The organism is Shewanella sp. LC6, assembly GCF_006385735.2.
Lineage (GTDB): Bacteria > Pseudomonadota > Gammaproteobacteria > Enterobacterales > Shewanellaceae > Shewanella > Shewanella xiamenensis.
Genome location: NZ_CP043902.1, coordinates 1,422,161 through 1,448,125, shown reverse-complemented (window position 1 = coordinate 1,448,125; position 25,965 = coordinate 1,422,161). Strand labels below are relative to the sequence as shown.

Sequence of the window (25,965 nt, the reverse complement as noted above, 5' to 3'; positions counted from 1 at the left end):
AGTTAATATCAGATGAATACTAAAACCGTGTTAGGTTTTGATTTTGGTACAAAAAGCATCGGCGTTGCCGTAGGGCAACAAATTACCTCCAGCGCAACACCACTTTTATCTCTTAAGGCCGTTGATGGCATTCCAAATTGGGATGAAATAGCCAAACTCATCCAAGAGTGGCAACCCGATTTAGTCGTCGTGGGTTTACCGCTCAACATGGATGGTACAGAACAAGAAATGACCCACAGAGCAAGAAAATTTGCCAATCGACTAAACGCTAAGTTTGGGGTCAAAATTGTCACTCAGGATGAAAGACTCACCACCACAGATGCAAAAGCTAGGCTATTTGAACTCGGTGGCTTCAAAGCCCTCACCAAAGGTCAAGTTGATGCTGTGTCAGCCGTATTGATTGTCGAAAGCTATTTTGAAAATCATTTCGGCGACTAATGAGCGATATCAAAACAAAAGGATAGCCTGAGCTATCCTTTTTTATTTCTACGATATTAGTGTCTACAGATAGGGTTTAACCAAGCTCGCCATCATGCTGATATGGTCATCATTATCATTTAGCGCTGGAATATAACGGAACTTCTCCCCCCCTGCATGAGTAAAGATATGTCCATTTTCGCCCACGATCTCTTCTAACGTCTCTAAACAATCGGCACTAAATGCTGGACATACAATCGCAACATCACGCACACCTTGACTCGGCAGAGCCGCCATCGTCGCATCCGTGTAAGGTTGTAACCATTTAGCTTTACCAAAACGTGACTGGAATGTAATCGCAAATTCATCTTTAGCCAAACCCAATTGCTCAGCCACAAGACGAGTGGTCTTCATGCAAAAACAATAATAGGGGTCACCCAGATGAAGATTACGCTCAGGCATACCATGGTAAGACAGCACTAACTTTTGTGGCTTGCCATGTTTGTCAAAATCGGCACGAATCGAATTGACTAATGCAGCAATAAACCCAGGGTTATCGTGATAAGTATTAATAAAATGCAGCGAGGGCAAATAGCGCCATTGACAAAGTTCCTTGGCAATAGCATCAAAAGCCGAACCCGTTGTCGGCGCAGCATATTGGGGATATAAGGGTAAAACAACTATCTTATCAATCCCTTGCTTATGCATATCCTGTAACGTGTTTGCCACTGAAGGGTTACCATAGCGCATAGCTAAGTGAACCGACACTGGATAACCATCGGCGGTTAATTTATCGGACAATTTAGCCGTTTGCCGCAAACTGATATCCATCAGTGGCGACCCTGCTTCTGTCCACACCTTTTGATAAAGTGCCGCGGACTTTGCTGGGCGAACGCGAAGCACTATGCCATGTAAAATCAGCATCCAGAGGAGTTTTGGAATTTCTACCACCCGAGGGTCGGATAAAAACTCTGCAAGGTAACGCCTTACGGCCGATGCCGTTGGCGCATCTGGCGTGCCAAGGTTAAGTAACAACACACCCACTTTGCCACGCGTTGCGTGGCCAATCTCTTTTGATAATCCTGAAAACCTAGCCAAAGTAGCCTCTTAAAATTTGTAAATGAATAAATTGGGCATTAAAGCACGGATTCTATTGCCTGCTTAAGCTCGGCACTATCGGGTTTAACCTTAGAATTAAATTGCTGCACAGTATTGCCATCACCACTCACTACGTATTTGTAGAAATTCCACTTGGGTGAGCCAGCTTTATCGCCTAAGTATTTGAATACACTGTTAGCATCACTACCTCGGACGGGAGACGTCGCGAGCATGGTGAAGGTGACACCATAGTTGATGTAGCACACCTTAGCCGTGTCTTTTTCATCATTCTCCTCTTGGAAAAAATCATCCGAAGGGAAACCAATTACCACTAACCCTTTATCTTTATATTGTTGATGGAGTGCTTCTAAGGCTTTAAATTGCGGCGTATAACCACAATTACTGGCGGTATTGACCAGCAGCACAGGCTTACCCTGAGTGAGCTCACATAAGTTAACGCTCTGTTCTGAGTGCAATTTACGCACTTCAACATCAAGGTAGCTTGGGCATGTTGCCGCCAAAGCGCTGGTGCTCATCAAGCTAGTCAAGATAAATAGCGGGAGTTTCATCATAATGTCCTTCTTATTCAATGATGCAAGATAGGCGAACTTATTCTTATTACGTCACTTGCTACGGTAAAGATCATATTGAATAAAAAAATAAAAGCTACAAGGAGTTATCGATTGCTTTAGCTGATAAAAAAGCAGCTCAATCGAGCTGCTTTAACACACGACAAAATAGGATTAATCCATATCCAAGGTCACGCCTTCCATAAAGCTCGAACTGGCGGGTTCTTTATTTTGCAATTTAATCATTAACCGCAAGTCGTTGGGTGAGTCAGCATGGTGAAGCGCGTCGGCATAACTGATCTCCCCATCGACATAGAGCTTTAACAGAGCTTGGTCAAAAGTCTGCATTCCTTGCTCATTCGATTTGGCCATGGTTTCTTTGAGCAAATGCAGCTCGTTTTTAGCAATCAAACTCGCGACACGTGGCGTATTGATCAAGACTTCAATCGCCGCCCGGCGCCCTGTGCCATCAACTTTAGCCACCAGCTGCTGCGCCACAATACCGCGCAGGTTGAGTGACAAATCGAATAATAGCTGTTGATGTTTACTCTCTGGCACTAAGTGCATAATCCGGTCTAATGCTTGGTTAGCATTGTTAGCATGCAGTGTCGCCATACACAGATGGCCCGTTTCAGCAAAGGAGAGCGCAAACTCCATGGTTTCTTGGGTTCGAATTTCACCGATAAGGATCACATCAGGCGCCTGACGCAACGAGCTTTTCAGCGCCGCATCAAAGGACTCTGTATCTATGCCCACTTCACGTTGAGTAATGATACTTTTGCGATGATCGTGAACAAATTCCACAGGGTCTTCAATCGTCAAGATATGCCCGCGGGCATGGGCATTGCGGTAACCGACTAATGCAGCTAAGGAAGTCGATTTACCGGTCCCTGTCCCCCCCACCATGATGATAAGTCCACGCTTACTCATCACCAGATCTTTTAAAATCGGTGGCAGTTTTAAATCATCCACTTCAGGGATTTTGGTCTCAATCCGGCGCATAACACAACCCGGAGACTCACGCTGCCAGAATGCGCTGACGCGAAAACGACCCAACTCCTTAACCGCAAAAGCAAAGTTACACTCGCGAGTCGTGTGAAATTCCTTCTTTTGCGCCTCCGTCATCACGGACTCGACAAAATCCAAAGACTGCGCGGGCGTAAAGGCGCTCTCGGCTAATGGGCGTAACTCGCCATCAATTTTGGCGCTAGGCGGAAAACCTGCGGTAATAAACAAGTCCGAGGCTTTACGCTCCACCATGACTTTTAAAAACGGACGGACATCCATCATAAATCCTTAAAACGTCGCTTGTTTGTTTGAGCTCTTCGCCATGGCATCCTCACGGGTGATGAGGCCACGGTTCACTAAGTTTTGCAGACACTGTTCGAGTGTTTGCATGCCATGGGCCATCCCCGTTTGAATGGCTGAGTACATCTGCGCCACTTTATCTTCACGGATAAGATTTCGGATAGCGGGCGTACCCATCATAATTTCGTGGGCAGCAACACGACCACCACCGATTTTCTTAATCAGGGTTTGCGAAATAACCGCCTGTAATGATTCAGACAACATGGTACGCACCATGTCCTTTTCACCGGCAGGGAAAACGTCAACCACACGGTCAATAGTCTTAGCCGCCGACGTGGTGTGTAAGGTGCCAAAAACTAAGTGACCCGTTTCAGCCGCCGTCATCGCCAGACGAATGGTTTCAAGGTCACGCATCTCACCCACGAGGATAACGTCAGGGTCTTCACGCAATGCGCTACGCAGCGCCGCGTTAAAGCTGTGGGTATGACGATGCACTTCCCGTTGGTTAATCAAACATTGCTTGTTGGGATGAACAAATTCGATTGGGTCTTCAATGGTTAAGATATGATCATGGCGGTTTTCATTGATGTAATCGACCATGGCCGCAAGTGTGGTACTCTTACCGGAACCTGTAGGCCCAGTGACTAACACTAACCCACGGGGAAAACTGGCAATTTTTTTAAAAATTTCAGGCGCACCTAGCTGCTCAAGTGACAAGATATCACTGGGAATGGTACGAAATACCGCCGCAGCGCCGCGAGATTGGTTAAAGGCGTTCACACGGAAACGCGCTAAATTAGGGACTTCGAACGAAAAGTCGATTTCTAAATGTTCTTCAAAGTCCTTGCGTTGTTTATCATTCATAATGTCATAAACAAGGCTGTGTACACCCTGATGATCAAGCGCGGGCAGATTGATTTTTCTCACTTCACCGTCGACACGGATCATGGGAGATATCCCTGCAGAGAGGTGTAGATCCGAGGCTTTGTGTTTTACACTAAAAGCTAATAACTCAGTGATTTCCATAGTTTGGGATATCCTTGCAACTAGATAATTACATCATGACAACAATAGCAGACAGACTCGCCCACGCCCAGAGCAGGATCGCGCAAGCGGCGCAAAAATGCGCACGCTTACCTCACACTATTCGCTTACTTGCCGTCAGTAAAACTAAACCTATCGCAGATATTATAGCCGCCTATAATGCAGGCCAGCGTTGCTTTGGTGAGAACTATGTTCAAGAAGGTGCGACAAAAATTGAAGCGCTAAAAGATACTCATCCCGATATTGAATGGCATTTTATTGGGCCTCTACAATCCAATAAGACCGCATTAGTTGCCCAGCACTTCGATTGGATGCACACCCTTAGCCGAGAAAAAATTGCCCAGCGGCTCAATGAACAGCGCCCCGCTCACCTTGCGCCACTTAATGTGTGTATTCAAATCAACATCAGTGATGAAGACACAAAATCTGGTATCGATGCCGAGCAAATGCTACCGCTAGCCAATATCATCAGCCAACTGCCGCAGTTAAGGCTCAGAGGCTTAATGGCTATTCCCACTGCAACCGATAACATTACCCAGCAAACCCGGGAACTTACCGAGCTAAAGCAGTTATTCGAAACACTGAAACAGCATTATCCCGATGTCGATACACTATCAATGGGCATGAGTAATGATTTGGACATCGCTATCGAGTGCGGCTCAACCATGGTGCGAATTGGCAGCGCCATCTTTGGAGAGCGGGATTATTCCTCAAAAGAAACGATCAATTGAGTCGATAAGTATCAAACCCATTGCCATTAAAGAGGTCATTGCCAACTGTCGCTATCACAGATTGAAAACTAAGGTATAGCGACTGACTCGGTATTTGGTCTTGTTTTTACAGGCTAAAGCCCAAATACTGTAAAGAAACATTAAATAGAAATTTTTATCCGGTCTAATTTTGTCATCGCTGAACCATAGGATTCAGCCCTAGGCCAGACATTATGGGGTACACATGAGTCAACAAAAAATCTGCTTTATCGGCGCGGGCAATATGACCCGTAGTATTATCAGCGGCTTAATTCGTAGCGGTTATCCAGCATCACAGGTTCAGGCGACCAACCCAAGCCAAGGTAAACTCGACGCCCTCGCTCACGACTTTGGTGTGCCTGTATCCCAAGATAATGTCAGCGCCGCCCAAGATGCCGATGTCATCGTATTATCCGTTAAGCCGCAGTTGATGGAACCAGTCTGCCAAGCACTGCAAAACATTGATATGTCAAACAAGCTGATCATTACTATTGCCGCGGGGATTAAAGCTGAACGCTACAGCCAGTATTTAGCACAACCCATCACGCTGGTTCGCACTATGCCAAACACCCCAATGCAAATCGGCGTCGGCATGACGGGACTCTACGCACCGCACCCCCTATCGGATGCACAAAAAGCGATTACTGAACGATTGATGTCCAGCGGCGGTGAAATAGTGTGGGTAAATGAAGAATCTGAAATTAATCAAGTCATTGCCCTTGCTGGTAGCTCACCAGCATATTTCTTCCTGCTGATGGAATCGATGATTGATGCGGGTAAACAAATGGGCATGGACGAAGCCAAAGCCAGAAGCTTAGTGCAGCAAGCCGCCCTTGGTGCTGCTATGATGGCTAAACAAAATCCTGAGCTCACGCTGGGTAATTTACGGGAAAATGTCACCTCTAAAGGTGGGACAACGGCGCAAGCCATCGCCACATTCGAAGCAGCAGATCTCCGTGGCGTCGTAAAAAAAGCCATGGAAAACTGCATTAATCGCGCAGAAGAAATGGCAAAAACATTTTAATTAAACCACTTTCCCGACGGCTCAAACAAAGATAACGGGCGTTTTTAATTGGACTCATATAGGCAGAAATCTCGATGAATGCATTAACCTTCTTGATCAGCACACTCTTCGATTTGTATTTGATGGTAGTGATTTTGCGGCTCTGGCTCCCCTTGGCACGGGCCGATTTTTATAACCCTTTTAGTCAATTTATCGTGAAAGCAACTCACCCACTCATCGCCCCAATGCGCCGAGTGATCCCATCAATAGGAAGATTTGATACAGCCTCGTTTGTGTTGGCATTATTGGTTGTCATCGTAAAAGTCTTGCTATTGAGCCTTATCGCCGGTGGCGCTATTGATATTGTGCTGTTCTTTGTATTTGCGCTTGTCACTGTCATCAAACAGACGGGCATTTTGCTGTTTTGGATGTTGATCATCCGGGCGATTTTGAGCTGGTTCAATCAAGGCTATAATCCGATCGTGATGATTATGGGGCAATTAACCGAGCCCATTTTGGCCCCAGTGCGCCGCATCATTCCGCCAATTGGTGGTTTAGATCTGTCGGTAATGTTGGTGATTATCGGCATGAACTTTATCAACATGCTGTTGGCGCAATACGTACCTTTTTGGGCCATGATTTAATGAGCGCAGTCATTATGCAGCAAGGCGACTTGCTGCTTAATTTGTATATTCAACCTAAAGCGAGTCGCGATCAGATAGTTGGGCTTCATGGTGATGAGTTAAAAGTCGCCATTACCGCCCCGCCTATTGATGGCAAGGCCAATGCCCATTTAAGCAAGTATTTAGCCAAGGCCTTTAAAGTCCCTAAAAGCGATGTTCACATCCTTAAGGGCGAATTGGGGCGCCATAAACTGGTACGGATTAGCGCTCCTAAAAACGTCCCGACAGAAATCGCGACACTGCTCGAATAAACACAGCGTTGGAAGTCTAGGTTCCGATACATATAATCAAGCAATCTCTCATATTAAGTTAAGGTACAACATTATGTTACGTAACCTCCTAATCATGCTCGCATTAACAGCTAGCCTTTGTGGTGTCGCTAATGCCGAGCAAAAAGAAACCGTCGGTAATTTTGATATTCATTATATCGCGTTAGGAAGTACCTTTCTGACCCCCAGTATTGCTAAAACCTATGGCATTGAGCGTAGTAGCTACAAAGGTATTATCAACATCGCGGTATTAGATACGAGTGAAGAAGGCTCACCCGCCGTGCCTGTTGAAATCACCGGTGTTGCCAATAACTTACTCGATGCGCGTATCGATTTAAAATTTAGAGAAATCCGTGAAGGTAAGGCCATTTACTATATTGCTGAAGTCCCATACCGCGACGATCAAGAGATTAATTTCAACATCGCCATCAAGTATAGGAACCAGCTGAATACTAACCTACAGTTTAAACAAAAGTTCTACGTCGAATAATTTCAGCCTCACAGGCAGGACGATACCAATTATCGTCCTGCCTTTTTCTGTCCTTTACCGCCAAGCTTGGGTATCATTGCCGCCGTAAACATCGCTCAATGAAATAGGTATCCCATGCAACAAATCGTCCTCGCCAGTGGCAATAAAGGTAAACTTGCCGAATTCGATCAAATGCTCGCCGCCTACGGCGTAAAAGTACTGCCACAAAGCCAATTTAACGTTAGCGAAGTGGCCGAAACGGGCACCACCTTTGTCGAAAACGCCATTATCAAAGCCAGACATGCGGCACAAATTACTGGACTTGCCGCCATTGCCGATGACTCGGGATTAGAAGTCGATTTACTCCAAGGTGCACCGGGCATCTACTCTGCGCGCTATGCGGGGGAGAATGCCAAGGATCAAGAAAATGTGTTAAAACTCTTAGACACATTAAAGGATAATCCTGCGCCGCGTACGGCAAGATTCCAATGCGTTTTAGTCTATATGCGCCATGCGAAAGACCCAACGCCAATCATTTGCCAAGCCGCGTGGGAAGGCCAAATCGATTTCGTGCAACGGGGTGACAACGGCCATGGTTACGATCCGATTTTTATTCCAGAACACCATGATTGCAGCGCCGCCCAAATGAGCAGTGACGAGAAAAATGCCTTGAGTCACCGTGGTAAAGCGTTAGTACAACTGATTGCTGCCATGCAGGAAAAAGGCGTATTTACCGACGGGAACGCCCAATAATGTCAGTTAATGTGTCATCTCAGTTAACCCTGCCGCCATTGAGCTTGTACATCCATATCCCTTGGTGTGTACAAAAATGCCCTTACTGCGACTTTAACTCCCATGGGCAAAATGGTGAATTACCCCAGCAGGCCTATGTGGATGCGCTGCTAGCGGACTTACACCAAGACTTGCACTTAGTACAGGGCCGTAAGCTGCACACCATTTTTATTGGTGGTGGAACACCGTCTCTATTTGATGCCAATCAAATCAAACGGATATTGGATGGCGCCAACGCGCTAATTCCCTTTAGTGACGATATTGAAATCACCATGGAGGCCAACCCCGGTACCCTAGAGCACGATGACTTTAGTGCCTACCGCGCCGCCGGGGTCACTCGGTTATCGATTGGGGTACAAAGCTTTTCTAAGGATAAGCTTAATCTGCTGGGGCGAATTCACGATCAAAACGAAGCCCAAACCGCCGCCCAAAAAGCCAGCCAAGCGGGTTATTTAAGTTTTAACTTGGATTTGATGCACGGACTTCCGAATCAAAGTTTTGCTGAGGCCATGGCGGATATCGATACCGCTGCGGCGCTCAATCCGCCACATTTGTCTTGGTATCAACTGACGATTGAGCCTAACACCCTGTTCCATTCAAAACCGCCGCAGCTGCCCGACGATGAAGATCTCTGGCAGATCTACGAACAAGGGCAACAAAAGTTAGCGGCACTAGGTTATGAGCAGTATGAAATCTCGGCCTATGCCAAACCCGGTTATCAATGCAGGCATAACCTTAACTATTGGCAGTTTGGCGATTATTTAGGCATAGGATGCGGTGCCCATGGCAAAGTGACCTTACCTGAAGAAAATCGCATCATTCGCACGGTCAAAATCAAACACCCTAAAGGTTATTTAGTGGCCAGCAACTATACCTTCGAACAAACTGAAGTCGCTCAAGAAGATCGCGCCCTCGAATACTTGATGAATCGTCTGCGCCTAATGACGCCAATCCCTAAACAAGAGTTTGAAGACAGAACCGGTTTACACCGAGACACCTTAAAGGATGGGATGGAAAAGGCCAAACAACGGGGTTTACTCACCGAATCAGCTGAACATTGGCAATTAACCAGTAAAGGTCACATGTTTGTGAACGATTTACTAACGCAATTTTGTTAATTCACTGATTAAATTCCCCGTATAAATAATGTGTTAGCCTAGGTTTCTCGATGAAGCATCTTTTATGGCTAACACATTTTCTAACATTTATATTCATACATTTTTCCCCTGCTTCTTTAGAATTGCCTGAACATTGTTAAGGAAGCCTGATCATGCCAATAAAAACGAACATCAGCTTAGTCGCATTTACCCTCTCCGCCCTGCTTGCACAGCCCTCCTATGCAGTGCCCAGCTTAAATGACTCACATAATGTGACCAGTACAAGTGTTGCAGCCCTAAGCGAGTCAGAAAAAGCCAATGCCTTGTTTGAAGCCATCTTCATGGAAAACATCATGGCAAGCCCAATTGCGCAAACCTATATGGGCATTAAGCAGGATTATGATAAGTGGGATGACATTGGCGACGAGGCGGATGCCCGTGAGTTGGCGCGAACCAAGAAACAGCTAGCCGAAGTGAATCAACTAGATACGAGTAAGCTTGACCCCCAAACTCGCCTAAGCCTGACGTTACTCACCCAAAACCTGAATAACGATATCAAAGACTATCAGTGGCGTTACCATAACTACCCAGTAAATCAGATGCATGGTGGCCACTCGATGATCGCCTCCTTCCTAATTAATCAACACCAGATCAGTGATGTCAGCGATGCTAAGGCCTATATCAGCCGCTTAAATGGCGTGCCCAAACGCCTAAGCCAACTGCAACAGGCGCTAGAAGTGCGCGCTGATAAAGGCATTATTGCGCCTAAATTTGTGTTCGGTTACGTGATATCTGACAGCCAAAACATCATTAAAGGCGCCCCCTTCGATAAAGGCGAAGACAGTGCACTGTTGGCGGATTTTCGCAAAAAAGTGAATGCACTCAGCATCTCCGAAGCAGAAAAAGCCCAACTGATTGCCGATGCTGAAAAAGCACTAGTCTCGCAAGTTGAGCCTGCATACAAGACGCTTATCGCCTATATCAAAACCTTAGAAGCCAAGGCCGATACCCGCGATGGGGTTTGGAAACTCCCAGACGGCGAGGCGTTTTATAACAATGCCCTTGCACGCACGACGACTACCCACATGACGGCGGATGAAATCCATCAGCTCGGTCTTGCCGAAGTGGAACGCATCCATAATGAAATGCGCGCCATTATGAAAAAGGTGAATTTTAACGGCACCTTGCAAGAATTCTTCACCTTTATGCGCGATGATCCACAGTTCTATTATCCAAATACCGCCGAAGGCAAGGCGGCATATTTAGCCGATGCTACCAAGCTTATCGATAATATGCGCTCACGCTTGGATGAAGTCTTTAAGGTCAAGCCAAAGGCTGCCATGATAGTCAAACAGGTTGAAGCCTTTAGGGAGAAATCTGCGGGTAAAGCCTTTTATGAACAACCGGCGCCCGATGGCTCTCGCCCTGGCAGCTACTACGCTAATCTCTACGATATGAAGGCCATGCCCAAATACCAAATGGAAGCACTGGCTTACCACGAAGGGATCCCTGGGCACCATATGCAAATCGCCATTTCGCAGGAGCTGAAGGATATTCCTAAGTTCCGTAAGTTCGGTGGCTATACCGCCTATATCGAAGGTTGGGGGCTCTACAGTGAGTCTTTCCCGAAAGAAATGGGCTTATATGCCGATCCATACTCCGATTTTGGTCGACTGGCGATGGAGTTATGGCGAGCTTGCCGTTTAGTCGTCGATACAGGGATCCACGCCAAGCAATGGACCCGCGAACAAGGGATTGCTTATTACGTCGATAATACCCCTAACGCAAAATCCGATGCGAAGAAAATGGTGGAGCGTCATATCGTTATGCCATCGCAAGCCACAGCCTATAAAGTTGGGATGATTAAGTTACTCGAACTGAGACACAAGGCGGAAAAACAACTGGGTGATAAGTTTGATATCCGGGATTTCCATACTTTAGTCTTGGCAAATGGCGCGCTGCCTTTGGATGTGCTGGAAGAGCAAGTCGATCAATGGATTGCCAGCGTTAACAAAGCCTAAGCGTGAAACCTTGGGAGGCTAACGCTAGCCTCCCTTGAACACCGTTGCGAATGAAGTGATTAAATCGCAGCCAATAAAAAAGCCACTATCAAGTGGCTTTTTTATTGGATTTATCACCGGCTTGGTCATAAAACCCTATCTCACTGTGGATCACTATATTTGATGAATTAAGCTCAATACTTAACACTCGGTGTGACTTTAGGGTACAGAGAGACAAAACTCATTTCCCACGATTAAACCATCAGAAAAAAATTACCTCAGCCTAATAAGCTGAGGTAAACCAAAAACTAGGATGATGGTTTAAAAGCCAACATTGTTTTAGTTCGCAAACTTCTGTTGGCGGTGATTCGAAACCGCAATATTGCAGACCTGTACACTCATATCGAAAGGGGTCATTTCCAATAAAAGCATAGGACTCAGGTCATTCCGAATCATCTGGCAATCATTGTATTCATTTAAGAACAGACTTCAATACAAGCTTCAAAAACTTGTTTTAGATAATGCTAAAAAACCAAACTAAAATGCAAGACCAAAAACATATAAACGACTGATTTTACTTAACTTAAAATATCATCAAACGTTTCCAAAACGCATTAAACGCATTTTAAGAACAATGTTTCCAAAATTACTGACGCTCACTGAAAAGTTCAGCATAAGGGATATCCCAATAAGGCGGATTACCAATATGGTCTTTAATAAACTCAATAAAGGCACTCACCTTAGGCGCTAAATGCTTACGACGTGGGTAGACCGCCTGTAGCGGTAAATGATGAGTCAATTGCCAATCTCTCAATAGTGGCACCAAGGTACCTTTAGCGATCTCATCTTCCATCAAGTAACTAGCAAGATATACAACCCCTAAGCCACTGATCGCAGCTGATTTTAAAGCAGGAGCGTTATCTACCCTAAAGTTACCAGAGACACCTATCTCACAGTAATCATCGCCCTTTTTAAACTGCCACATGCTGTGCTCATGCCACTCACCTTGATACACCAAACAGTTATGGTCGACTAATTGCTCTGGACGCGAAGGTTCGCCATGCTTAGCAATATAATCGGGTGAGGCAACGAGTAGGAACTGACACTTCATCAAAGGTCGCGCCACCATACCAAGGGGAAGCTGCTCATACATAGTTAACAGTAAGTCTAAACCTTCACTGACCACATCCACCTTATGATCAAGCAAACTGACTTGCAGTTCGAGCTCAGGGTGTTTTGCCATAAAGGATGGCAGTGCGGGAATGATATGCATAGCGCCAAAGGACTGAGAAATACCCACCTTTAACACGCCGCGGGTCGCATCGTTTAAATTATGCACGCTAGCAATGGCCTGCTCAGCATCGCGGAGTAACTCTTCACCTTGCAGATATAACAAATGCCCAGCTTCAGTCAAACTTAAGCTGCGAGTAGTACGCTGGATCAGTTGAACACCGAGTCTATGCTCGAGATCGGCTACCTGCGTACTAACCTTAGATTTAGAGATCCCAAGCCTTCTTGCGGCCGCACTGAAACTTCCGGCTCTGGCCACATGAGTAAAAATCGCAATAGGTTCTAACAGTTCTAACATGGAAAGTCGCCTTAAGCAGTTTCGACAGTGATTTAAACTTTCGGAATAACGCAGGAATGCAGCATTCCATAACGCCTTAATATCTCACAGCAAATGGGTTCGTTGTAGAGATTTAAACCGAAAAAGTCAGCTAAAGTAGAGTGTTTTATCTGACTGAGTTGCCAGCTTTTCATTATATTTTAAGAGTATACCAAACATTAGTCTGAAGAATGTAACATTCCACACTAAATAGCCGCAAGCATTGGGATTAATATCAAGGTGCTTGGTAACAATTCCCCAATAAAAAGCCCCAAACACAAAGGTGCTGAGGCATTGATCATTTATACTGCTTTATTCATTTTGTCAGCTAGGCAAACGTTCTAGCGTAAAAACCTGTTTATTCCCTTAGATATCTTCTGCGATATCTACTCACGCAATTCGTGGTGAGTGTTTTGCGTCAACACGTAAGGTGCTAACTCAGGCACTTCTTTACGCAGTTGATTTTCAAGCACTAGCAGGTTTTCAAAACGGTCACATAAACGGTCGGCTTTCGCTTCAATCCCCTTGGATTGGGATTCAATTTGCTGCTCAATATCATCGCCTAATCTATCCATTTTTTGTGAAAATGCCTCCATCTTAGCATCGAAGGACTCACCATCGCCGGCAAGAATTTGGCCACCGATATTCATCATCAGGGTGCCAATGGAGTTTTGCACGATTTGCTCCATTTCCTGTTCAAACTCATCGTTAAAAGTGTTTTGCATCGACTCTTCGGTCGCACCAAGGTAAAAACTATCGCCCTGGTTGTAGGCTACGGCATCGACACGCTTCTGCACACCTGCCATCATTTCATCAAACTTAGCGCCAGCGGCATCGCCCATCAATGGCGTTAACGCCATACTCACAGCTTGAGAGGCCAGTGCAACCGCTTCATTGACTAATTCAATCACCTCAGGTACCTGAGTTGACACCTCATCGGCATATTGGCTAACTAGCTTCTTCTGCTTATCAGTTAAGGTTACCTGCTTGCCTTCAACGTATAACTTGTCAACCTCGATACGATACTTCTCGGCGCCCTTCTCGCTCATCACTAATTTTTTAGGTTCGACTTTCACATCATAATTAAGGGAAACCTCACAGCGCTCATCAATTTGCGGCTCGGTTTTCGCTTGTGCTGATTGCAAGCCAGAAGCACCTAAAATAACGCCCGATAATGCCACTCCAGTTAATAGCGTATTTATTTTCATTGTGGTTCATCCTTTAATCTGAGTAATTCGACTAAGCTAACATGCTAAAAGACAAAAAAGCAGAAGATGTGCCAACTTTGTAACAATATGATTAGTATGGAGTTATAAAAATTAGCACCGATAGATGATTAGTGATTTTCACCAATATTTAGCCTAAGGGGGCTAATAAAAGAGGTAAATCAGAAGATTGAACGTCCGAGACGCTGGCTGAGATGCTCAAGCATCGCCGTCCCCGCGAGGGAGTTACCTTGGTTATCTAATTCGGGTGACCAAACGCAGACCGAGAGCTCCCCAGGGATCACCGCAATAATGCCGCCACCGACACCACTTTTGCCAGGCATTCCGACACGATAGGCAAACTCACCAGCGCCATCGTACAAGCCAGAGGTTGCTAACAGGGCATTTAACTGCCGAGTCTGCACTTGCGAAATAAGCTCGGTACCGTCTAAAGTTTTACCGCGATTAGCTAAATACAGCATCGCCCGCGATAGATCGGCGCAGTTCATTTTTAAGGCGCAGTAATGAAAATAAGTGCGCAGCACTGTATCGACATCACCTTGAAAATTGCCGAAGGATTTCATCAGATAGGCGATGGCCGCATTGCGAGCACTGTGCTGATATTCAGAATCCGCCACTTGCTTATCGAAACAAACTTTATCGTTTTGACTCAGCGCCCTGACCAATTCCAACATCCGATGCTTAGGTGCCCCTAAACGGCTCTGTAATAAGTCAGCGATGACTAATGCGCCAGCATTAATAAAGGGATTGCGAGGTTTACCCCGCTCGAGTTCGACTTGGACTAATGAATTGAAGGAGTGTCCCGAGGGTTCTTTGCCGACGCGGCTCCAAATTTCGGTTTCTTCATATAAAGTTAGCGCTAAGGTTAAGCTGAAAACTTTAGAAATACTTTGAATTGAAAATGGCTCAAGGTAATCGCCTGCGCCTATGGTTTCACCGTCAATAGTGGTCACGGCTATGCCCAATTTGCCAGCATCAACATTGGCGAGCGCAGGGATATAATTAGCAACCTTTCCTTGGCCGAGCAAGGGTCGAACTTTGTCGACCACTTCCTCTAATAACGCCTGTTCTGGCATTAACTCCACCAGATATCGTACAGTTGGCTAACTTCGAGTTGAGTCACTTTTTGACCCGCCCAGAATGCCTTAACAGCAGCGATATCTTCCTCGGTGCACTTACCGATAGTTTGGGTCGCAATAATACCTTCCCATTCGATATGACCACCGCCATGGAAGCCTAGCTTACGGGCTTCAATCACCTCATCAATAAACTTATCGACAGTTGCATCAATTTCAGCTTCAGAGACAGATGCATCGAACGTCCAAGTGATGTCAAAACCTAACTCTTGGAATTCATCGACGCGCATTTTCTTACGTAAACGACGGCTACGATTCGTTGCCATAGTGATTTTCCCCGTTGTGTTAAAAAACCAATAAAAAGATAACGATATTAAGCGATACGCTCAAACATCAGATCCCATACGCCATGGCCAAGGCGATGACCGCGGGCTTCAAATTTCGTGAGTGGACGATGATCCGGACGCGGTACAACAGTACCATCAGCAGATTGATTCTTGTAACCGCTCGCCACATTCATCACTTCCAGCATATGTTCGCTGTAGTTTTCCCAGTCGGTTGCCATGTGGAATACACCGCCGATCTTCAGCTTACGGCGGATCAATTCGGCAAATTCAGCTTGTACGATACGGCGTTTGTGGTGGCGCTTTTTATGCCAAGGATCGGGGAAGAACAACTGCACACGCGTCAGGCTGCCATCGGCAATCGCATGTTCTAATACTTCCATCGCATCATGGTGATATACACGAAGATTGGTCACGCCCGCAGCAGCGGCATCACTTAAGCATGAGCCAACACCAGGCTTATGGACTTCAATACCGATAAAGTTCAGCTCTGGTGCTTCTTGCGCCATTTGCACTAAAGAAGCGCCCATACCGAAACCAATCTCCAGTACAGTGTCAGCTTCGCGGCCAAAAACTTCGGCTAAATCCAATGGTGTTGGGCTGTAATCTAAGCCCATTGTTGGCCACTGAGTCTCAATGGCTTGCGCTTGACCTTTAGTCAAACGCCCTTCTCTTAGGACAAAGCTTCTGATCTTACGCAGATACTTGCCTTCTTCATTAAATTCAGCGGTAGTGACTTCGCTCATTTTTGCCTCGTCTCGTGGACAACACCCTCTAAAAAGAAGGGCATTATCCAAAGTTCAACTTACAGTGCAAGCACTAATGGAGGCGAAGTATAACAAGATTCTTCGCCGGAGCGAATCTAGCACTGTTTTTCCTGTGAGAGTGACTTGTTTGCCGCCCTATCTCCCGCTACACTGCGCCGATGAAATCTACAGCCTCCTTTGCAACACGTATCGTTAATTGGTACGACACCCACGGTCGTAAAACCCTCCCTTGGCAGCAAGATAAAACCCCATATAGTGTATGGGTTTCAGAGATTATGCTGCAACAAACTCAGGTGGCGACTGTTATTCCCTATTACCAGCGTTTTATGACGCGTTTCCCCGATGTATTAGCCCTCGCTAACGCGCCGGATGATGAAGTATTGCACCATTGGACTGGCCTTGGTTATTACGCTAGGGCTCGCAATCTGCATAAAGCCGCTAAGATGATCCGCGATGAATATCAAGGACAATTCCCGACGGATTTTGAGAAAGTGCTAGCACTGCCAGGTATTGGCCGCTCGACAGCAGGTGCTGTGCTATCCCTATCACTTGGGCAGCAGCATCCGATCCTCGATGGCAATGTTAAGCGCGTCCTAGCAAGACATGGCGCGATTGCGGGCTGGCCTGGACAAAAACCAGTGGAGGAGCAACTCTGGCAATTAACTGAACAGTTAACGCCAGAGCAGGATATTCAAAAATATAACCAAGCCATGATGGATATTGGTGCCAGTATTTGTACTCGCAGCAAACCCAATTGCGCCGCTTGCCCTGTGGCTATCGATTGCAAGGCCCAACTTATGGGTAGGCAAACCGATTTCCCGGGTAAAAAACCGAAGAAAACTATCCCAGAGAAATCTGCTTGGATGTTGGTTTTGCTCAAAGATAATCAAGTCTTCTTGGCTAAGCGCCCTCCTGCAGGCATTTGGGGCGGACTCTGGTGCTTCCCCGAGTTTAATACTCAAGCCGCACTCAATGCAGAGCTTGAAGCCCAAGGTTATAAAGCCGCTCAACTCGAACCATTAATTGGTTTTAGACATACCTTTAGCCATTTTCATTTAGATATTCAGCCCATGCTACTGAATTTAGATAGCCACGCGAATGGCTACGACAAGCAAACCGCGGGTAAACAGATCGTGGGCGCAGTCATGGAACAAAATCAGTCTCTCTGGTATAACATAAATCAACCTTCCAAAGTGGGGCTCGCCGCCGCAACCGAGCGTGTGCTAGCCAATTTGGAGTCACTCATAACAGCTACAGTCAGTAAGCAGTAAGGAATAATCATGGCGCGTACAGTCAATTGCGTATATTTAAATAAAGAAGCCGACGGCCTAGACTTTCAACTGTATCCAGGTGATTTAGGTAAACGCATTTTTGATAACATCAGTAAAGAAGCTTGGGGCCTATGGCAGAAAAAACAGACCATGCTGATTAACGAAAAGAAACTCAACATGATGAATGTTGATGATCGTAAGTTTTTAGAAGAGCAAATGACATCCTTCCTGTTCGAAGGTAAAGACGTTGAAATTGAAGGCTTTGTGCCTGAAAAAGATCAAGAATAAGCCTAAGCGCCTATCCATAAATAGCAAAAAAGCGCCTAAGGGCGCTTTTTTGTTACAGGAGAAATGGCGTGCTTACTTACGCACACCTTCTACCACTAAATCTAATTCAACATTGGCAGATGCCGGACCTAAGTCCATCTTGATGCCATAATCTTTCATCGCAAACGTGGTAGTACCGGTAAAGCCGGCACGATATCCGCCCCAAGGATCTTGACCTTCACCCACAGCATGCGCTTGAATAGCAAGTGGTTTAGTCACACCGTTTAGCGTGAAGTTACCCTTGATAACCATATCGCCATTGCCTTTATCTTCAACCGAAGTCGAAACGAAAGTCGCTTCGGCAAATTTAGCGGCATTTAAAAAGTCAGCGCTACGGATGTGTTTATCACGCTCAGCATGGTTTGAATCCACACTTAAGGTGTTCACTTTTACATTCACTTTGGCTGCAGCTGGATTTTTAGCATCGTAGCTGAAATCACCGCTGAAATCATTAAAACGGCCAACCACATAGCTATAACCTAAGTGACTCACTTTAAAGGTAATAGAGGCATGGGCACCTTCACGATCAATCACATAATCGGCAGCAGACGCAGCCATAGGAACCAGTAAAGACCCGCCAATCAAAGCCGCTAATAGTTGTTTTTTCATTATATTATCCTCGGTTAAATTTAATCATCTTGAGTAATGTTGAATCTTTATCGATAAAATGGTGCTTTAGAGCACCTAAGGCATGCAGTACAACCAAAGCAATCAAGCTATAGGCGGCATATTGATGAATATCCCCCGCTATATCAGCCTGATTTTCAATCAGCGGCGTCAGACCAGGTAACTCAAACCAATCAAACACCATAATTCCTCGCCCCTCTGCCGTTGAAATCAAAATACCAGCGGCCATAATCAGCAGTAATAAGAAGTAAATCGCGCCATGGGCAATCTGGGCAGTAACCTTTTCCCATGGCTGATGATTTTGCTCTGGTGCAGGCTTTGGATTAATCAAACGCCAAACTAAACGAAATAACGTTACCGCCAGCAGCAAAATCCCGACGCTTTTATGCCAATGTGGCGCCGTTTTGTACCATGGGCTGTAGTAGGTCAACTCAACCATCCAAACCCCCATGGCAAATAATCCAATCACGGCTACAGCGCTCAACCAATGGCTTGCAATAGCAATAAGTCCATAACTTAACTTAGTATTTCTAAACATACTGCCACTCCGAACCTTTATACTTCTGCCACATAATTAAATAATAGTCATTATCATAGAACGAAAATTAAAAACTAAAATCAGTAAAAATAGCTCATATCTTTCTAAAATTTAGAATGTTTGCCATTTTAACGTTTTGAAGCTGATAGCAAGGTTAGTAAAGGCAATATATTCGAGTGGAAATACAACTTAGTGATATTAAACTGAACCGATTTTGATAGGTTTATAGATAAAAAACAGCCAAAGTGCACATTAAACAGTCGAACACATCATTTATCAGGAAAAAGCACTTGCAGCGGCTAAATACCCTCGCTAATATAGCCGCACTTCGAACAAGACAGCATTGAGTTGTCAGTTTTAAGTAGTCAACTAACGCTTAGTTTAGTTGCCCGAATAGCTCAGTCGGTAGAGCAGAGGATTGAAAATCCTCGTGTCCCTGGTTCGATTCCGGGTTCGGGCACCATTATTCAGCAGTAAAAGTTTAGCCGGCATAGCTCAGTTGGTAGAGCAACTGACTTGTAATCAGTAGGTCCCGAGTTCGACTCTTGGTGCCGGCACCATAAAAAAACAAAAAAGCCACTCAATGAGTTAATGCCGATCGTTTTAAATAGTTGAACGATCTTTCAAGGGCTTCATAATCAGCCGCAACCTAAGTTGCGGCTGATTTTTTTATGTCTGAATTTTCTAAAGAGCTACTTGTTACTGCTGAATTTTGCCAATCGCAGGATATTGATGTATTCGCCAAACATGTTCCCATGGATTGGGTGGCTGAGGCTGTGCAACAAACTGGCAGGGCATCACTTCGAACCCGTCGTTTCCCTGCAGAGCAAGCGGTTTGGTTGGTTCTAGGCATTGGTTTGATGCGTAACCGCTCGATTCAGCAAGTCTGTGATACGCTCTCACTGGCCTTTCCCGATGCCAAGGGAGAGCTCCCGCCACTGGCGACTAGTAGCATCATCAAAGCCAAAGAAAAGTTGGGTTCAGAGCCCATGCGTTATCTGTTCAAAACAACCGCTGCACAGTGGGAAACACAGTGTGAATTTGATGAGATAGCGGGATTGAAATTGCTCAGTGTTGATGGGACGTATTTTAAGACGCATAACACTGAAGAAAACCATCACTTTGGCTTTGCACAAAGCACGGCTTCTTTTCCCTCTGTGCTGGCGGTTACTTTAATGTCTACTCGCAGCCACTTACTTTCTGATGCGGCTTTCGGGCCTGTTACCCACAGTGAAATTCACTACGCACAGCAATTGGTTGGCTCAGCTCCCGAGCATTCGCTCACGTTGTTTGACCGTGGGTTTATGTCTGCCGAATTGCTCATCAGCTGGCAAGGAAGCGGGACTAACACCCATTGGTTAACCCCGATAAAGTCTAAGACCCGCTATAGCATTATCGAGTCATTCTCAGAGTATGACCATCTGGTTGAGATGCCGGTATCACCCCAAGCTAAACAACAAGCGCCTTATCTGGGGGAGCGCTGGCAAGCCCGCCTTATCCTTATTCCATCACCCAAAGGTGATATCAAAGGGTTTATCACGTCCTGCCTATGTCCCGACACTTATCCAGTGAACGATTTGCTCAAGGTGTATTGGCAGCGATGGGAGGTAGAGAGGGGTTATGGTGAGCTGAAGCAATATCAATTGGAAAATAAACCGGTCCTGCGCAGTAAGAAGAAGGATGGGGTGTATCAAGAATTATGGGGGATCTTGACGACCTACAACATTGTTCGGCTAGAGATGGCTGCCATGGCAGTGCAGCATAAAGTTGAGCCACAGAGAATAAGTTTCATTAATGCCCTGTTTTTAATCCAGGATGAGTTCGGTTGGAGCGATAGAGGGAGTCCTGGAGCGATCCCACAGCACTTAAAACGACTGAGGGAAAATGGCAAGCGGTTGATTTTACCCCCGAAGAGGAAGCGGCCCAGCTACCCGCGTGTGGTGCTAAAGAAAACGGTGAAATATCCAAGTAAAAATGCCACTCGCTCTTAAGCGAGTGGCATTACTCAATGAGTGGCTTTTTTGTATCTGGGATTTCAGTCAAATCATATAACTCCACTCTAAGTCACAACCAACCTGCTCTCGATAATTGCAGCGGTTTCCAAGCTCGACTTTTGCTCCTGACACCATTCAAACAAATATTGATTTACGGCTTTACACTTAAACTTTGCCAATTTTCAAAGTTCGGAGGCAGAGACTAAGGTGTTATTCGCGCCTCCCACTATTTAATTGTATTAAGCCATTGATAGTTAGGCTAAGTAAGCCTTTCACATTCAAGTAAAGCGATAAATATTGCGCATTTTGTTTAATACTTGGTCAGTCGAATTAAAAGGGCTTGCACACTGAAAGCGTGCACTATATGATACGCGCACTTCGAACGAATGGGGTGTTAAGCTCACGGTTTGAAGTAGACAACTAACACTTAGTTTAGTTGCCCGAATAGCTCAGTCGGTAGAGCAGAGGATTGAAAATCCTCGTGTCCCTGGTTCGATTCCGGGTTCGGGCACCATTATTCAGCAGTAAAAGTTTAGCCGGCATAGCTCAGTTGGTAGAGCAACTGACTTGTAATCAGTAGGTCCCGAGTTCGACTCTTGGTGCCGGCACCATAAAAAACAAAAAAGCCACTCTTTGAGTGGCTTTTTTGTATCTGTGATTTTAGCAATTTACTTTATCAGCTCATGCACTATCGGCCTATCTCCCGTTTGGACTTGATGCTGCAAGTGTCGCCAACCATGAGTTAACTCGCTTAGCGGCTCTTTTCGCTCAGGAAAGTGCGAAGATAATTTGTCGATCACTTCAATTTGCATTTTACACAATAACGACCAACGGTCTGCATTTGATAGGTACATAGCGTTTTCCTTAACGAAGGGGATGATATTTCCTTAATTGATTAACACTAGGTCATAAACCTAACGTTGCCAAATTAAAATTGCGTGTTAGCGCACTGTTAAACATTGCTACTCCAGAGTATCTTTATTCTATAAACATAAGATAGGAGACATCATGACAGCTACGATTTTTAAACTTATTTTTATCGCAATTGGTTTGTTTCTGGTTTATAAGCTGATATTTGGTGGTAAGAAGGGATCGACTATTTTCGAAATGCACTTTAAAGACGGCCGTATGACTCACCACAAAGGCAAAATCCCCGAGCGTTTCGAGAAGGAATGTCGACATCTTGCTAAAGCAGATAAACTCACTTGTACTATCAGAGCCGAGAAAAATACCGACGTCCGACTACATATATCTGCCAATGTAAATGACAATCTACAACAAAGGATCCGTAATCAATTTCCCTTTGAGTATTACGATAAGAAGACAGTGGATAATAGTCGTCAAGCGGGTTAATTTTCCGAATCATCAGCCCTTATGTCAAAGTAAGGGCTGCACAATCCACTCAAACTCTATTGAGATTGATCAATCTTAGAATTTAATCGGATCCTTTGGCTCTAGCTTTCCATCTTCCCGCGCATCACGAACACGGCGCTCATTATCTTGCACCATAGGATCGCTACTCGATTGATGAGGATCTGCTTGTTCCTCTGAAGTGTCTTCGAAACGAAAATCAATGTTAGAACAAGCTGTTAATGAAATACTTGCTAACACAGCCAGTAACATCCAATACTTTTTCATTATATGATTCACGATAGATTGCTTTGAGCCAGTCTAGAGCAGTCAGAGAGCGATTATTAGCCAAGCCATACCGTTAACCATGGCAGCAAGCCGCTTAATCTAGCTTTTGGATCACTAAAGTCACCTTAGCAACGGTAACCCCCCACTTAATAATGTCGCTTTTATTGATGATGGTATTGTCATTAACTAAAAACATCCAATCATCAAAATGCACTTGGTATTCATCACCATCAACAGGCAATAACATATCGTAGCGCCAGCGCAGCGCGCTTCCCCTCGCCTCACCTACTGCAGTACCAATAATATCGCCTGCCGTGCCGGTATACTGTCCATCACCTAGGGAGGTTATACGCCAGATACGGGTTTGGGTTTCACCGTCATCATAGACAAACCATTCATCGATAACACCTTCGTTCCCTTGCCAACTCGCCTCCATAGTGACATTGAATTTACGGATCACTTTGCCACTAAAATCCTCAACGATGCCCGATGCCTTAAGCGGGCCATTAAAGAATTTTTCCAATACTAATGGTGGATTTGTACCTTGATAATCAGCTACTTCAACCGAGGAACAACTAGATAACAGGCTGAGCATCAATAAACTTAAGATGACATTTTTAGTCCAATTTAACTTTAACAATCGCATGATTTTTCTCCTAGTAATTGCGCTCGTAAACTTGGACGACTGGTTTTAGTCGATAACCAAATCGCTAAAAAAGCCTGTGCAAATTGTGGTTCTTGGATAAGCCCGAGGGGTTGTTGATTAAAATAAAATTGACTCTGGTTTGCATCGATAATCTTAAAACTTAAATGATCACCTGGCGTGACATCAGGCCAAATACCTTTTAGTAAATTAAGCCAGCGACCAATATCACTATCGGCATAACCTAGATGTCGCCATTGGTCGGCTGTGGCTTCCAGTAAATCTGCAGCATCAATATCACGATAATATTCAATATCTAACAGTTGCGGATACTCCCCCTGCTGATACTGACCGGTTGGCGTCATCAGACGAGCTTTATATAAGTTGAACCACAGCCAATCCATTTCGCCGCGCCCAACCTCAACAAGATCCTGGGTCACCGAGTTATCGACCGTAGCGGTTGAATTTGCATATCCAGGAAAAAGGAGTAACAACCCAAAGATGGCGCTAAGATACGTTTTAGTCGATAGCATAGACATCCGATTCCTCCACTTGAAAATTAACGATCGCACAAGCGACGATGTTCTAGCCCATAACGCCTTATCTGCCTATAACTACGGGATATTTTGATAAACAGCGGCAATAAGATAGTCCAAACAACAGCAAGGATAATCATAGAAATACTTTCGCCAAAAGGAAGCGTCACCGCATTAAATTGCGCGCCCGCAATGTAGCTAAGACTGCCAAAAACACCACCCAATATAACCTGCAAAATAATAGGTAAAGCACGCATAAAAATGAGGCTATGGTGCAGGCTCAAGGCAAAATGCAGCCATAGACAAGCGAGCCACCAAGGTAAAACGGTAAACTCAAATACCCCGAACAAAGTGAGCAAGGTATCAATCACGATACCCTGCAATCCCACCTTAATCATGGTACTGAAGTCCCGAAGCACTGCTTGTCGGTTTTCAACCAAAGTCAACAGTAAAAAATGAATCAATAACAATGAGATATTGAGTAACAACACTCGATTACCCCATAAGATGCTACTCCACCAAACACACTGAAAGCTCAAGGCGTTGTAGATAATAACCCCTTGAAGCTTAGACATATTTTGAATGTATCTGACCATAGGGAGCATCTCTGCGCGACGTTAACTACGGTTAATCGTATTAGGTAAACGATACCCGGGACGTACAGCCACTAAATGCACAGTGCTTGTGGTGCGCTCTAAAAATCCGCCTTCGCAGTAACTGAGGTAAAACTTCCACATGCGAATAAAATCTTCACCATAACCAAGGGCTTGGATTTGGGCGACGGAACGATCAAAGTTGTCGTGCCAATCCTTTAAGGTTTTGGCGTAATCTAAGCCCATGTCATCAATCGACAAGACCTGCATATCGGTGCGCTTCGCCAAATGGCCAACCATTTGATGAACCGAAGGCAAACAGCCGCCAGGGAAAATATATCGCTGAATAAAATCAACGCTTTTACGATAGCTATCGTAACGCTGATCTGAAATAGTGATTGCCTGTAATAACATCCGTCCTTCAGGTTTGAGCAATGATTCCAGCTTTTTAAAGAATCCAGGCAAATATTCATGACCTACGGCTTCAATCATCTCGATAGACACCAATCTATCGTATTGACCGCTAAGATTTCGATAATCCTCGGTCAGTAAGGTAACACTATCGCTTAGCCCTTCACGTTCGACCCGCGCTTTAGCATAGGTATATTGAGCATCGGAGATGGTGGTGGTCGTAACGTGCACGCCATAATGTTTAGCTGCATAAATCGCCAAAGCGCCCCAACCAGTACCGATTTCTAATAGGGTTTGCCCCGGCTTTAAATCGAGCCGTTCACAAATGGTTTTGAGCTTATGTAGCTGCGCATCAGCAAGGCTTGCCTCGCTATGGGGATACAGGGCACTGGAATACAGCATTTCACGGTCTAAAAACTGCTCATACAACGCATTGCCCAAATCGTAATGGGCAAGAATATTACGCTTAGAGCCCTGTTGAGAATTACGGTTAAGCAAGTGCTTAAAGCGATTAATCGAGCCAGTAAGCCAACTAAATTTAGCTTCAATCTGGTCAAGCAACGGCAAATTTCGAGCAAAAAGTTGCACGACTTTGGTTAAGTCAGGGCTGGTCCAATGGCCTTGAATATACCCCTCACCTGCACCGATGGAGCCTGAAAACATCACTTGACGATAAAAGCTCGGATGCTTCACGACTAGCGTTGCATGTAGCTCACTGTGGTGCTCACCAAAACGATAGCTTTTATCCCCCTCGACTAAGGTTAAACATCCGTTAGGGAGATTTTCTAAGGCCTTGAGCAGTAGCTTACGGGCAAGACTGTCAGGCAATTTTGCCGTAACAACTGAAGATTGCGATGCAGTGTTTTCCAT

General features: G+C 45.2%; 30 protein-coding genes and 4 tRNA genes. 17 read left to right on the top strand and 17 right to left on the bottom strand.

Translation table 11 applies throughout. The features are described 5' to 3' along the window. Positions 1-12 precede the first annotated feature (12 nt). The gene (ruvX, locus tag FJD32_RS06480) at positions 13-438 is read left to right on the top strand and encodes a Holliday junction resolvase RuvX (RefSeq protein ID WP_037420762.1); all 426 of its coding nucleotides are present in this window, start codon (positions 13-15) and stop codon (positions 436-438) included. 63 nt (positions 439-501) lie between these two features. On the opposite strand, the gene hemH is transcribed toward ruvX, so the two are convergent. From hemH to FJD32_RS06460, 4 genes are all read right to left on the bottom strand, one after another. Next, entirely contained in the window at positions 502-1,515 is a 1,014-nt protein-coding gene (gene hemH, locus FJD32_RS06475; protein WP_181159868.1) for a ferrochelatase, read from the bottom strand. Positions 1,516-1,553: 38 nt separating this feature from the next. After that, the gene (locus FJD32_RS06470; RefSeq protein WP_037420768.1) at positions 1,554-2,087 is read right to left on the bottom strand and encodes a glutathione peroxidase; all 534 of its coding nucleotides are present in this window, start codon (positions 2,085-2,087) and stop codon (positions 1,554-1,556) included. A 171-nt stretch (positions 2,088-2,258) separates the two neighbouring features. Further along, on the bottom strand, positions 2,259-3,371 hold the full coding sequence (locus FJD32_RS06465; protein WP_037420771.1) for a PilT/PilU family type 4a pilus ATPase: 1,113 nt from the start codon (positions 3,369-3,371) through the stop codon (positions 2,259-2,261). A 9-nt stretch (positions 3,372-3,380) separates the two neighbouring features. Beyond that, positions 3,381-4,418, bottom strand: coding sequence for a type IV pilus twitching motility protein PilT (locus tag FJD32_RS06460; RefSeq protein WP_037420775.1), 1,038 nt, complete (start codon positions 4,416-4,418; stop codon positions 3,381-3,383). 35 nt (positions 4,419-4,453) lie between these two features. On the opposite strand from FJD32_RS06460, the gene FJD32_RS06455 reads away from it, so the two are divergent. The 8 genes from FJD32_RS06455 (at position 4,454) to FJD32_RS06420 (ending at position 11,519) form a co-directional block, all read left to right on the top strand. Beyond that, the gene (locus tag FJD32_RS06455; RefSeq protein ID WP_140907514.1) at positions 4,454-5,167 is read left to right on the top strand and encodes a YggS family pyridoxal phosphate-dependent enzyme; all 714 of its coding nucleotides are present in this window, start codon (positions 4,454-4,456) and stop codon (positions 5,165-5,167) included. 223 nt (positions 5,168-5,390) lie between these two features. Continuing rightward, on the top strand, positions 5,391-6,209 hold the full coding sequence (proC, locus tag FJD32_RS06450) for a pyrroline-5-carboxylate reductase (RefSeq protein ID WP_140907513.1): 819 nt from the start codon (positions 5,391-5,393) through the stop codon (positions 6,207-6,209). A gap of 74 nt (positions 6,210-6,283) precedes the next feature. Continuing rightward, a complete protein-coding gene (locus tag FJD32_RS06445; protein ID WP_140907512.1) occupies positions 6,284-6,832 on the top strand; it encodes a YggT family protein in 549 nt (182 codons plus the stop codon). Further along, positions 6,832-7,122 (top strand): DUF167 family protein YggU, encoded by a 291-nt coding sequence (gene yggU, locus FJD32_RS06440; protein WP_140907511.1) that lies wholly within the window; start codon positions 6,832-6,834, stop codon positions 7,120-7,122. Before FJD32_RS06445 ends, yggU begins: the two co-directional genes overlap by 1 nt. A 73-nt stretch (positions 7,123-7,195) precedes the next feature. Continuing rightward, positions 7,196-7,630 carry a DUF4426 domain-containing protein gene (locus tag FJD32_RS06435; RefSeq protein ID WP_037420790.1) on the top strand — a complete coding sequence of 145 codons (435 nt, stop codon included), beginning with the start codon at positions 7,196-7,198 and terminating at the stop codon, positions 7,628-7,630. 114 nt (positions 7,631-7,744) lie between these two features. Continuing rightward, entirely contained in the window at positions 7,745-8,362 is a 618-nt protein-coding gene (gene rdgB / locus FJD32_RS06430) for an RdgB/HAM1 family non-canonical purine NTP pyrophosphatase (protein WP_047533745.1), read from the top strand. Continuing rightward, on the top strand, positions 8,362-9,519 hold the full coding sequence (gene hemW, locus FJD32_RS06425; RefSeq protein WP_140907510.1) for a radical SAM family heme chaperone HemW: 1,158 nt from the start codon (positions 8,362-8,364) through the stop codon (positions 9,517-9,519). Before rdgB ends, hemW begins: the two co-directional genes overlap by 1 nt. A gap of 152 nt (positions 9,520-9,671) precedes the next feature. Continuing rightward, the gene (locus FJD32_RS06420; RefSeq protein WP_140907509.1) at positions 9,672-11,519 is read left to right on the top strand and encodes a DUF885 domain-containing protein; all 1,848 of its coding nucleotides are present in this window, start codon (positions 9,672-9,674) and stop codon (positions 11,517-11,519) included. A 625-nt stretch (positions 11,520-12,144) separates the two neighbouring features. Here FJD32_RS06420 and FJD32_RS06415 read toward each other — a convergent pair. From FJD32_RS06415 to trmB, 5 genes are all read right to left on the bottom strand, one after another. Beyond that, positions 12,145-13,086, bottom strand: a complete 942-nt coding sequence (locus FJD32_RS06415; protein WP_140907508.1) for a LysR family transcriptional regulator — start codon at positions 13,084-13,086, stop codon at positions 12,145-12,147. A 404-nt stretch (positions 13,087-13,490) separates the two neighbouring features. Beyond that, entirely contained in the window at positions 13,491-14,312 is an 822-nt protein-coding gene (locus FJD32_RS06410) for a YggN family protein (protein WP_069453288.1), read from the bottom strand. Between the two features lie 179 nt (positions 14,313-14,491). Then, on the bottom strand, positions 14,492-15,406 hold the full coding sequence (gene glsB, locus FJD32_RS06405) for a glutaminase B (RefSeq protein WP_011621971.1): 915 nt from the start codon (positions 15,404-15,406) through the stop codon (positions 14,492-14,494). Next, positions 15,406-15,732 carry a YggL family protein gene (locus FJD32_RS06400; protein WP_140907507.1) on the bottom strand — a complete coding sequence of 109 codons (327 nt, stop codon included), beginning with the start codon at positions 15,730-15,732 and terminating at the stop codon, positions 15,406-15,408. Before FJD32_RS06400 ends, glsB begins: the two co-directional genes overlap by 1 nt. Before the next feature lie 47 nt (positions 15,733-15,779). Further along, positions 15,780-16,496, bottom strand: coding sequence for a tRNA (guanosine(46)-N7)-methyltransferase TrmB (trmB, locus tag FJD32_RS06395; RefSeq protein WP_037420811.1), 717 nt, complete (start codon positions 16,494-16,496; stop codon positions 15,780-15,782). Positions 16,497-16,675: 179 nt separating this feature from the next. On the opposite strand from trmB, the gene mutY reads away from it, so the two are divergent. Both mutY and FJD32_RS06385 read left to right on the top strand, forming a co-directional pair. Beyond that, positions 16,676-17,788 (top strand): A/G-specific adenine glycosylase, encoded by a 1,113-nt coding sequence (gene mutY, locus FJD32_RS06390; RefSeq protein WP_140907506.1) that lies wholly within the window; start codon positions 16,676-16,678, stop codon positions 17,786-17,788. A 9-nt stretch (positions 17,789-17,797) separates the two neighbouring features. Continuing rightward, a complete protein-coding gene (locus tag FJD32_RS06385) occupies positions 17,798-18,076 on the top strand; it encodes an oxidative damage protection protein (RefSeq protein ID WP_037420816.1) in 279 nt (92 codons plus the stop codon). Between the two features lie 72 nt (positions 18,077-18,148). Here FJD32_RS06385 and FJD32_RS06380 read toward each other — a convergent pair whose 3' ends face one another. Next, complete coding sequence (locus tag FJD32_RS06380; RefSeq protein WP_047533770.1) at positions 18,149-18,724, bottom strand: YceI family protein; 576 nt, start codon at positions 18,722-18,724, stop codon at positions 18,149-18,151. Between the two features lie 4 nt (positions 18,725-18,728). Then, positions 18,729-19,280 (bottom strand): cytochrome b, encoded by a 552-nt coding sequence (locus FJD32_RS06375; protein WP_140907505.1) that lies wholly within the window; start codon positions 19,278-19,280, stop codon positions 18,729-18,731. A gap of 387 nt (positions 19,281-19,667) precedes the next feature. On the opposite strand from FJD32_RS06375, the gene FJD32_RS06370 reads away from it, so the two are divergent. The 5 genes from FJD32_RS06370 to FJD32_RS06350 all read left to right on the top strand — a co-directional run bounded on the left by FJD32_RS06370 (position 19,668) and on the right by FJD32_RS06350 (position 21,885). Beyond that, positions 19,668-19,743, top strand: a tRNA-Phe gene (locus FJD32_RS06370). A gap of 21 nt (positions 19,744-19,764) precedes the next feature. Next, positions 19,765-19,840 (top strand) — tRNA-Thr (locus tag FJD32_RS06365). A 111-nt stretch (positions 19,841-19,951) separates the two neighbouring features. After that, on the top strand, positions 19,952-21,271 hold the full coding sequence (locus FJD32_RS06360; protein ID WP_140907888.1) for an IS4 family transposase: 1,320 nt from the start codon (positions 19,952-19,954) through the stop codon (positions 21,269-21,271). A gap of 441 nt (positions 21,272-21,712) precedes the next feature. After that, a tRNA-Phe gene (locus FJD32_RS06355) sits at positions 21,713-21,788 on the top strand. Positions 21,789-21,809: 21 nt separating this feature from the next. After that, a tRNA-Thr gene (locus FJD32_RS06350) sits at positions 21,810-21,885 on the top strand. 57 nt (positions 21,886-21,942) lie between these two features. Here the strand turns inward: FJD32_RS06350 and FJD32_RS06345 are convergent. Next, a complete protein-coding gene (locus tag FJD32_RS06345; protein WP_037420841.1) occupies positions 21,943-22,128 on the bottom strand; it encodes a hypothetical protein in 186 nt (61 codons plus the stop codon). A 154-nt stretch (positions 22,129-22,282) separates the two neighbouring features. On the opposite strand from FJD32_RS06345, the gene FJD32_RS06340 reads away from it, so the two are divergent. Next, the gene (locus FJD32_RS06340) at positions 22,283-22,627 is read left to right on the top strand and encodes a DUF3634 family protein (protein ID WP_037420843.1); all 345 of its coding nucleotides are present in this window, start codon (positions 22,283-22,285) and stop codon (positions 22,625-22,627) included. Positions 22,628-22,702: 75 nt separating this feature from the next. On the opposite strand, the gene FJD32_RS06335 is transcribed toward FJD32_RS06340, so the two are convergent. The 5 genes from FJD32_RS06335 to FJD32_RS06315 all read right to left on the bottom strand — a co-directional run bounded on the left by FJD32_RS06335 (position 22,703) and on the right by FJD32_RS06315 (position 25,965). Further along, positions 22,703-22,915, bottom strand: coding sequence for a hypothetical protein (locus FJD32_RS06335; RefSeq protein ID WP_181159889.1), 213 nt, complete (start codon positions 22,913-22,915; stop codon positions 22,703-22,705). 91 nt (positions 22,916-23,006) lie between these two features. Further along, complete coding sequence (locus FJD32_RS06330; protein WP_037420845.1) at positions 23,007-23,558, bottom strand: DUF3833 domain-containing protein; 552 nt, start codon at positions 23,556-23,558, stop codon at positions 23,007-23,009. After that, positions 23,546-24,094 carry a chalcone isomerase family protein gene (locus FJD32_RS06325; RefSeq protein ID WP_140907707.1) on the bottom strand — a complete coding sequence of 183 codons (549 nt, stop codon included), beginning with the start codon at positions 24,092-24,094 and terminating at the stop codon, positions 23,546-23,548. Before FJD32_RS06325 ends, FJD32_RS06330 begins: the two co-directional genes overlap by 13 nt. 20 nt (positions 24,095-24,114) lie before the next feature. Beyond that, positions 24,115-24,666, bottom strand: a complete 552-nt coding sequence (locus FJD32_RS06320) for a DUF2878 domain-containing protein (protein ID WP_258195941.1) — start codon at positions 24,664-24,666, stop codon at positions 24,115-24,117. 42 nt (positions 24,667-24,708) lie between these two features. Then, positions 24,709-25,965, bottom strand: coding sequence for a cyclopropane-fatty-acyl-phospholipid synthase family protein (locus tag FJD32_RS06315; RefSeq protein WP_140907705.1), 1,257 nt, complete (start codon positions 25,963-25,965; stop codon positions 24,709-24,711).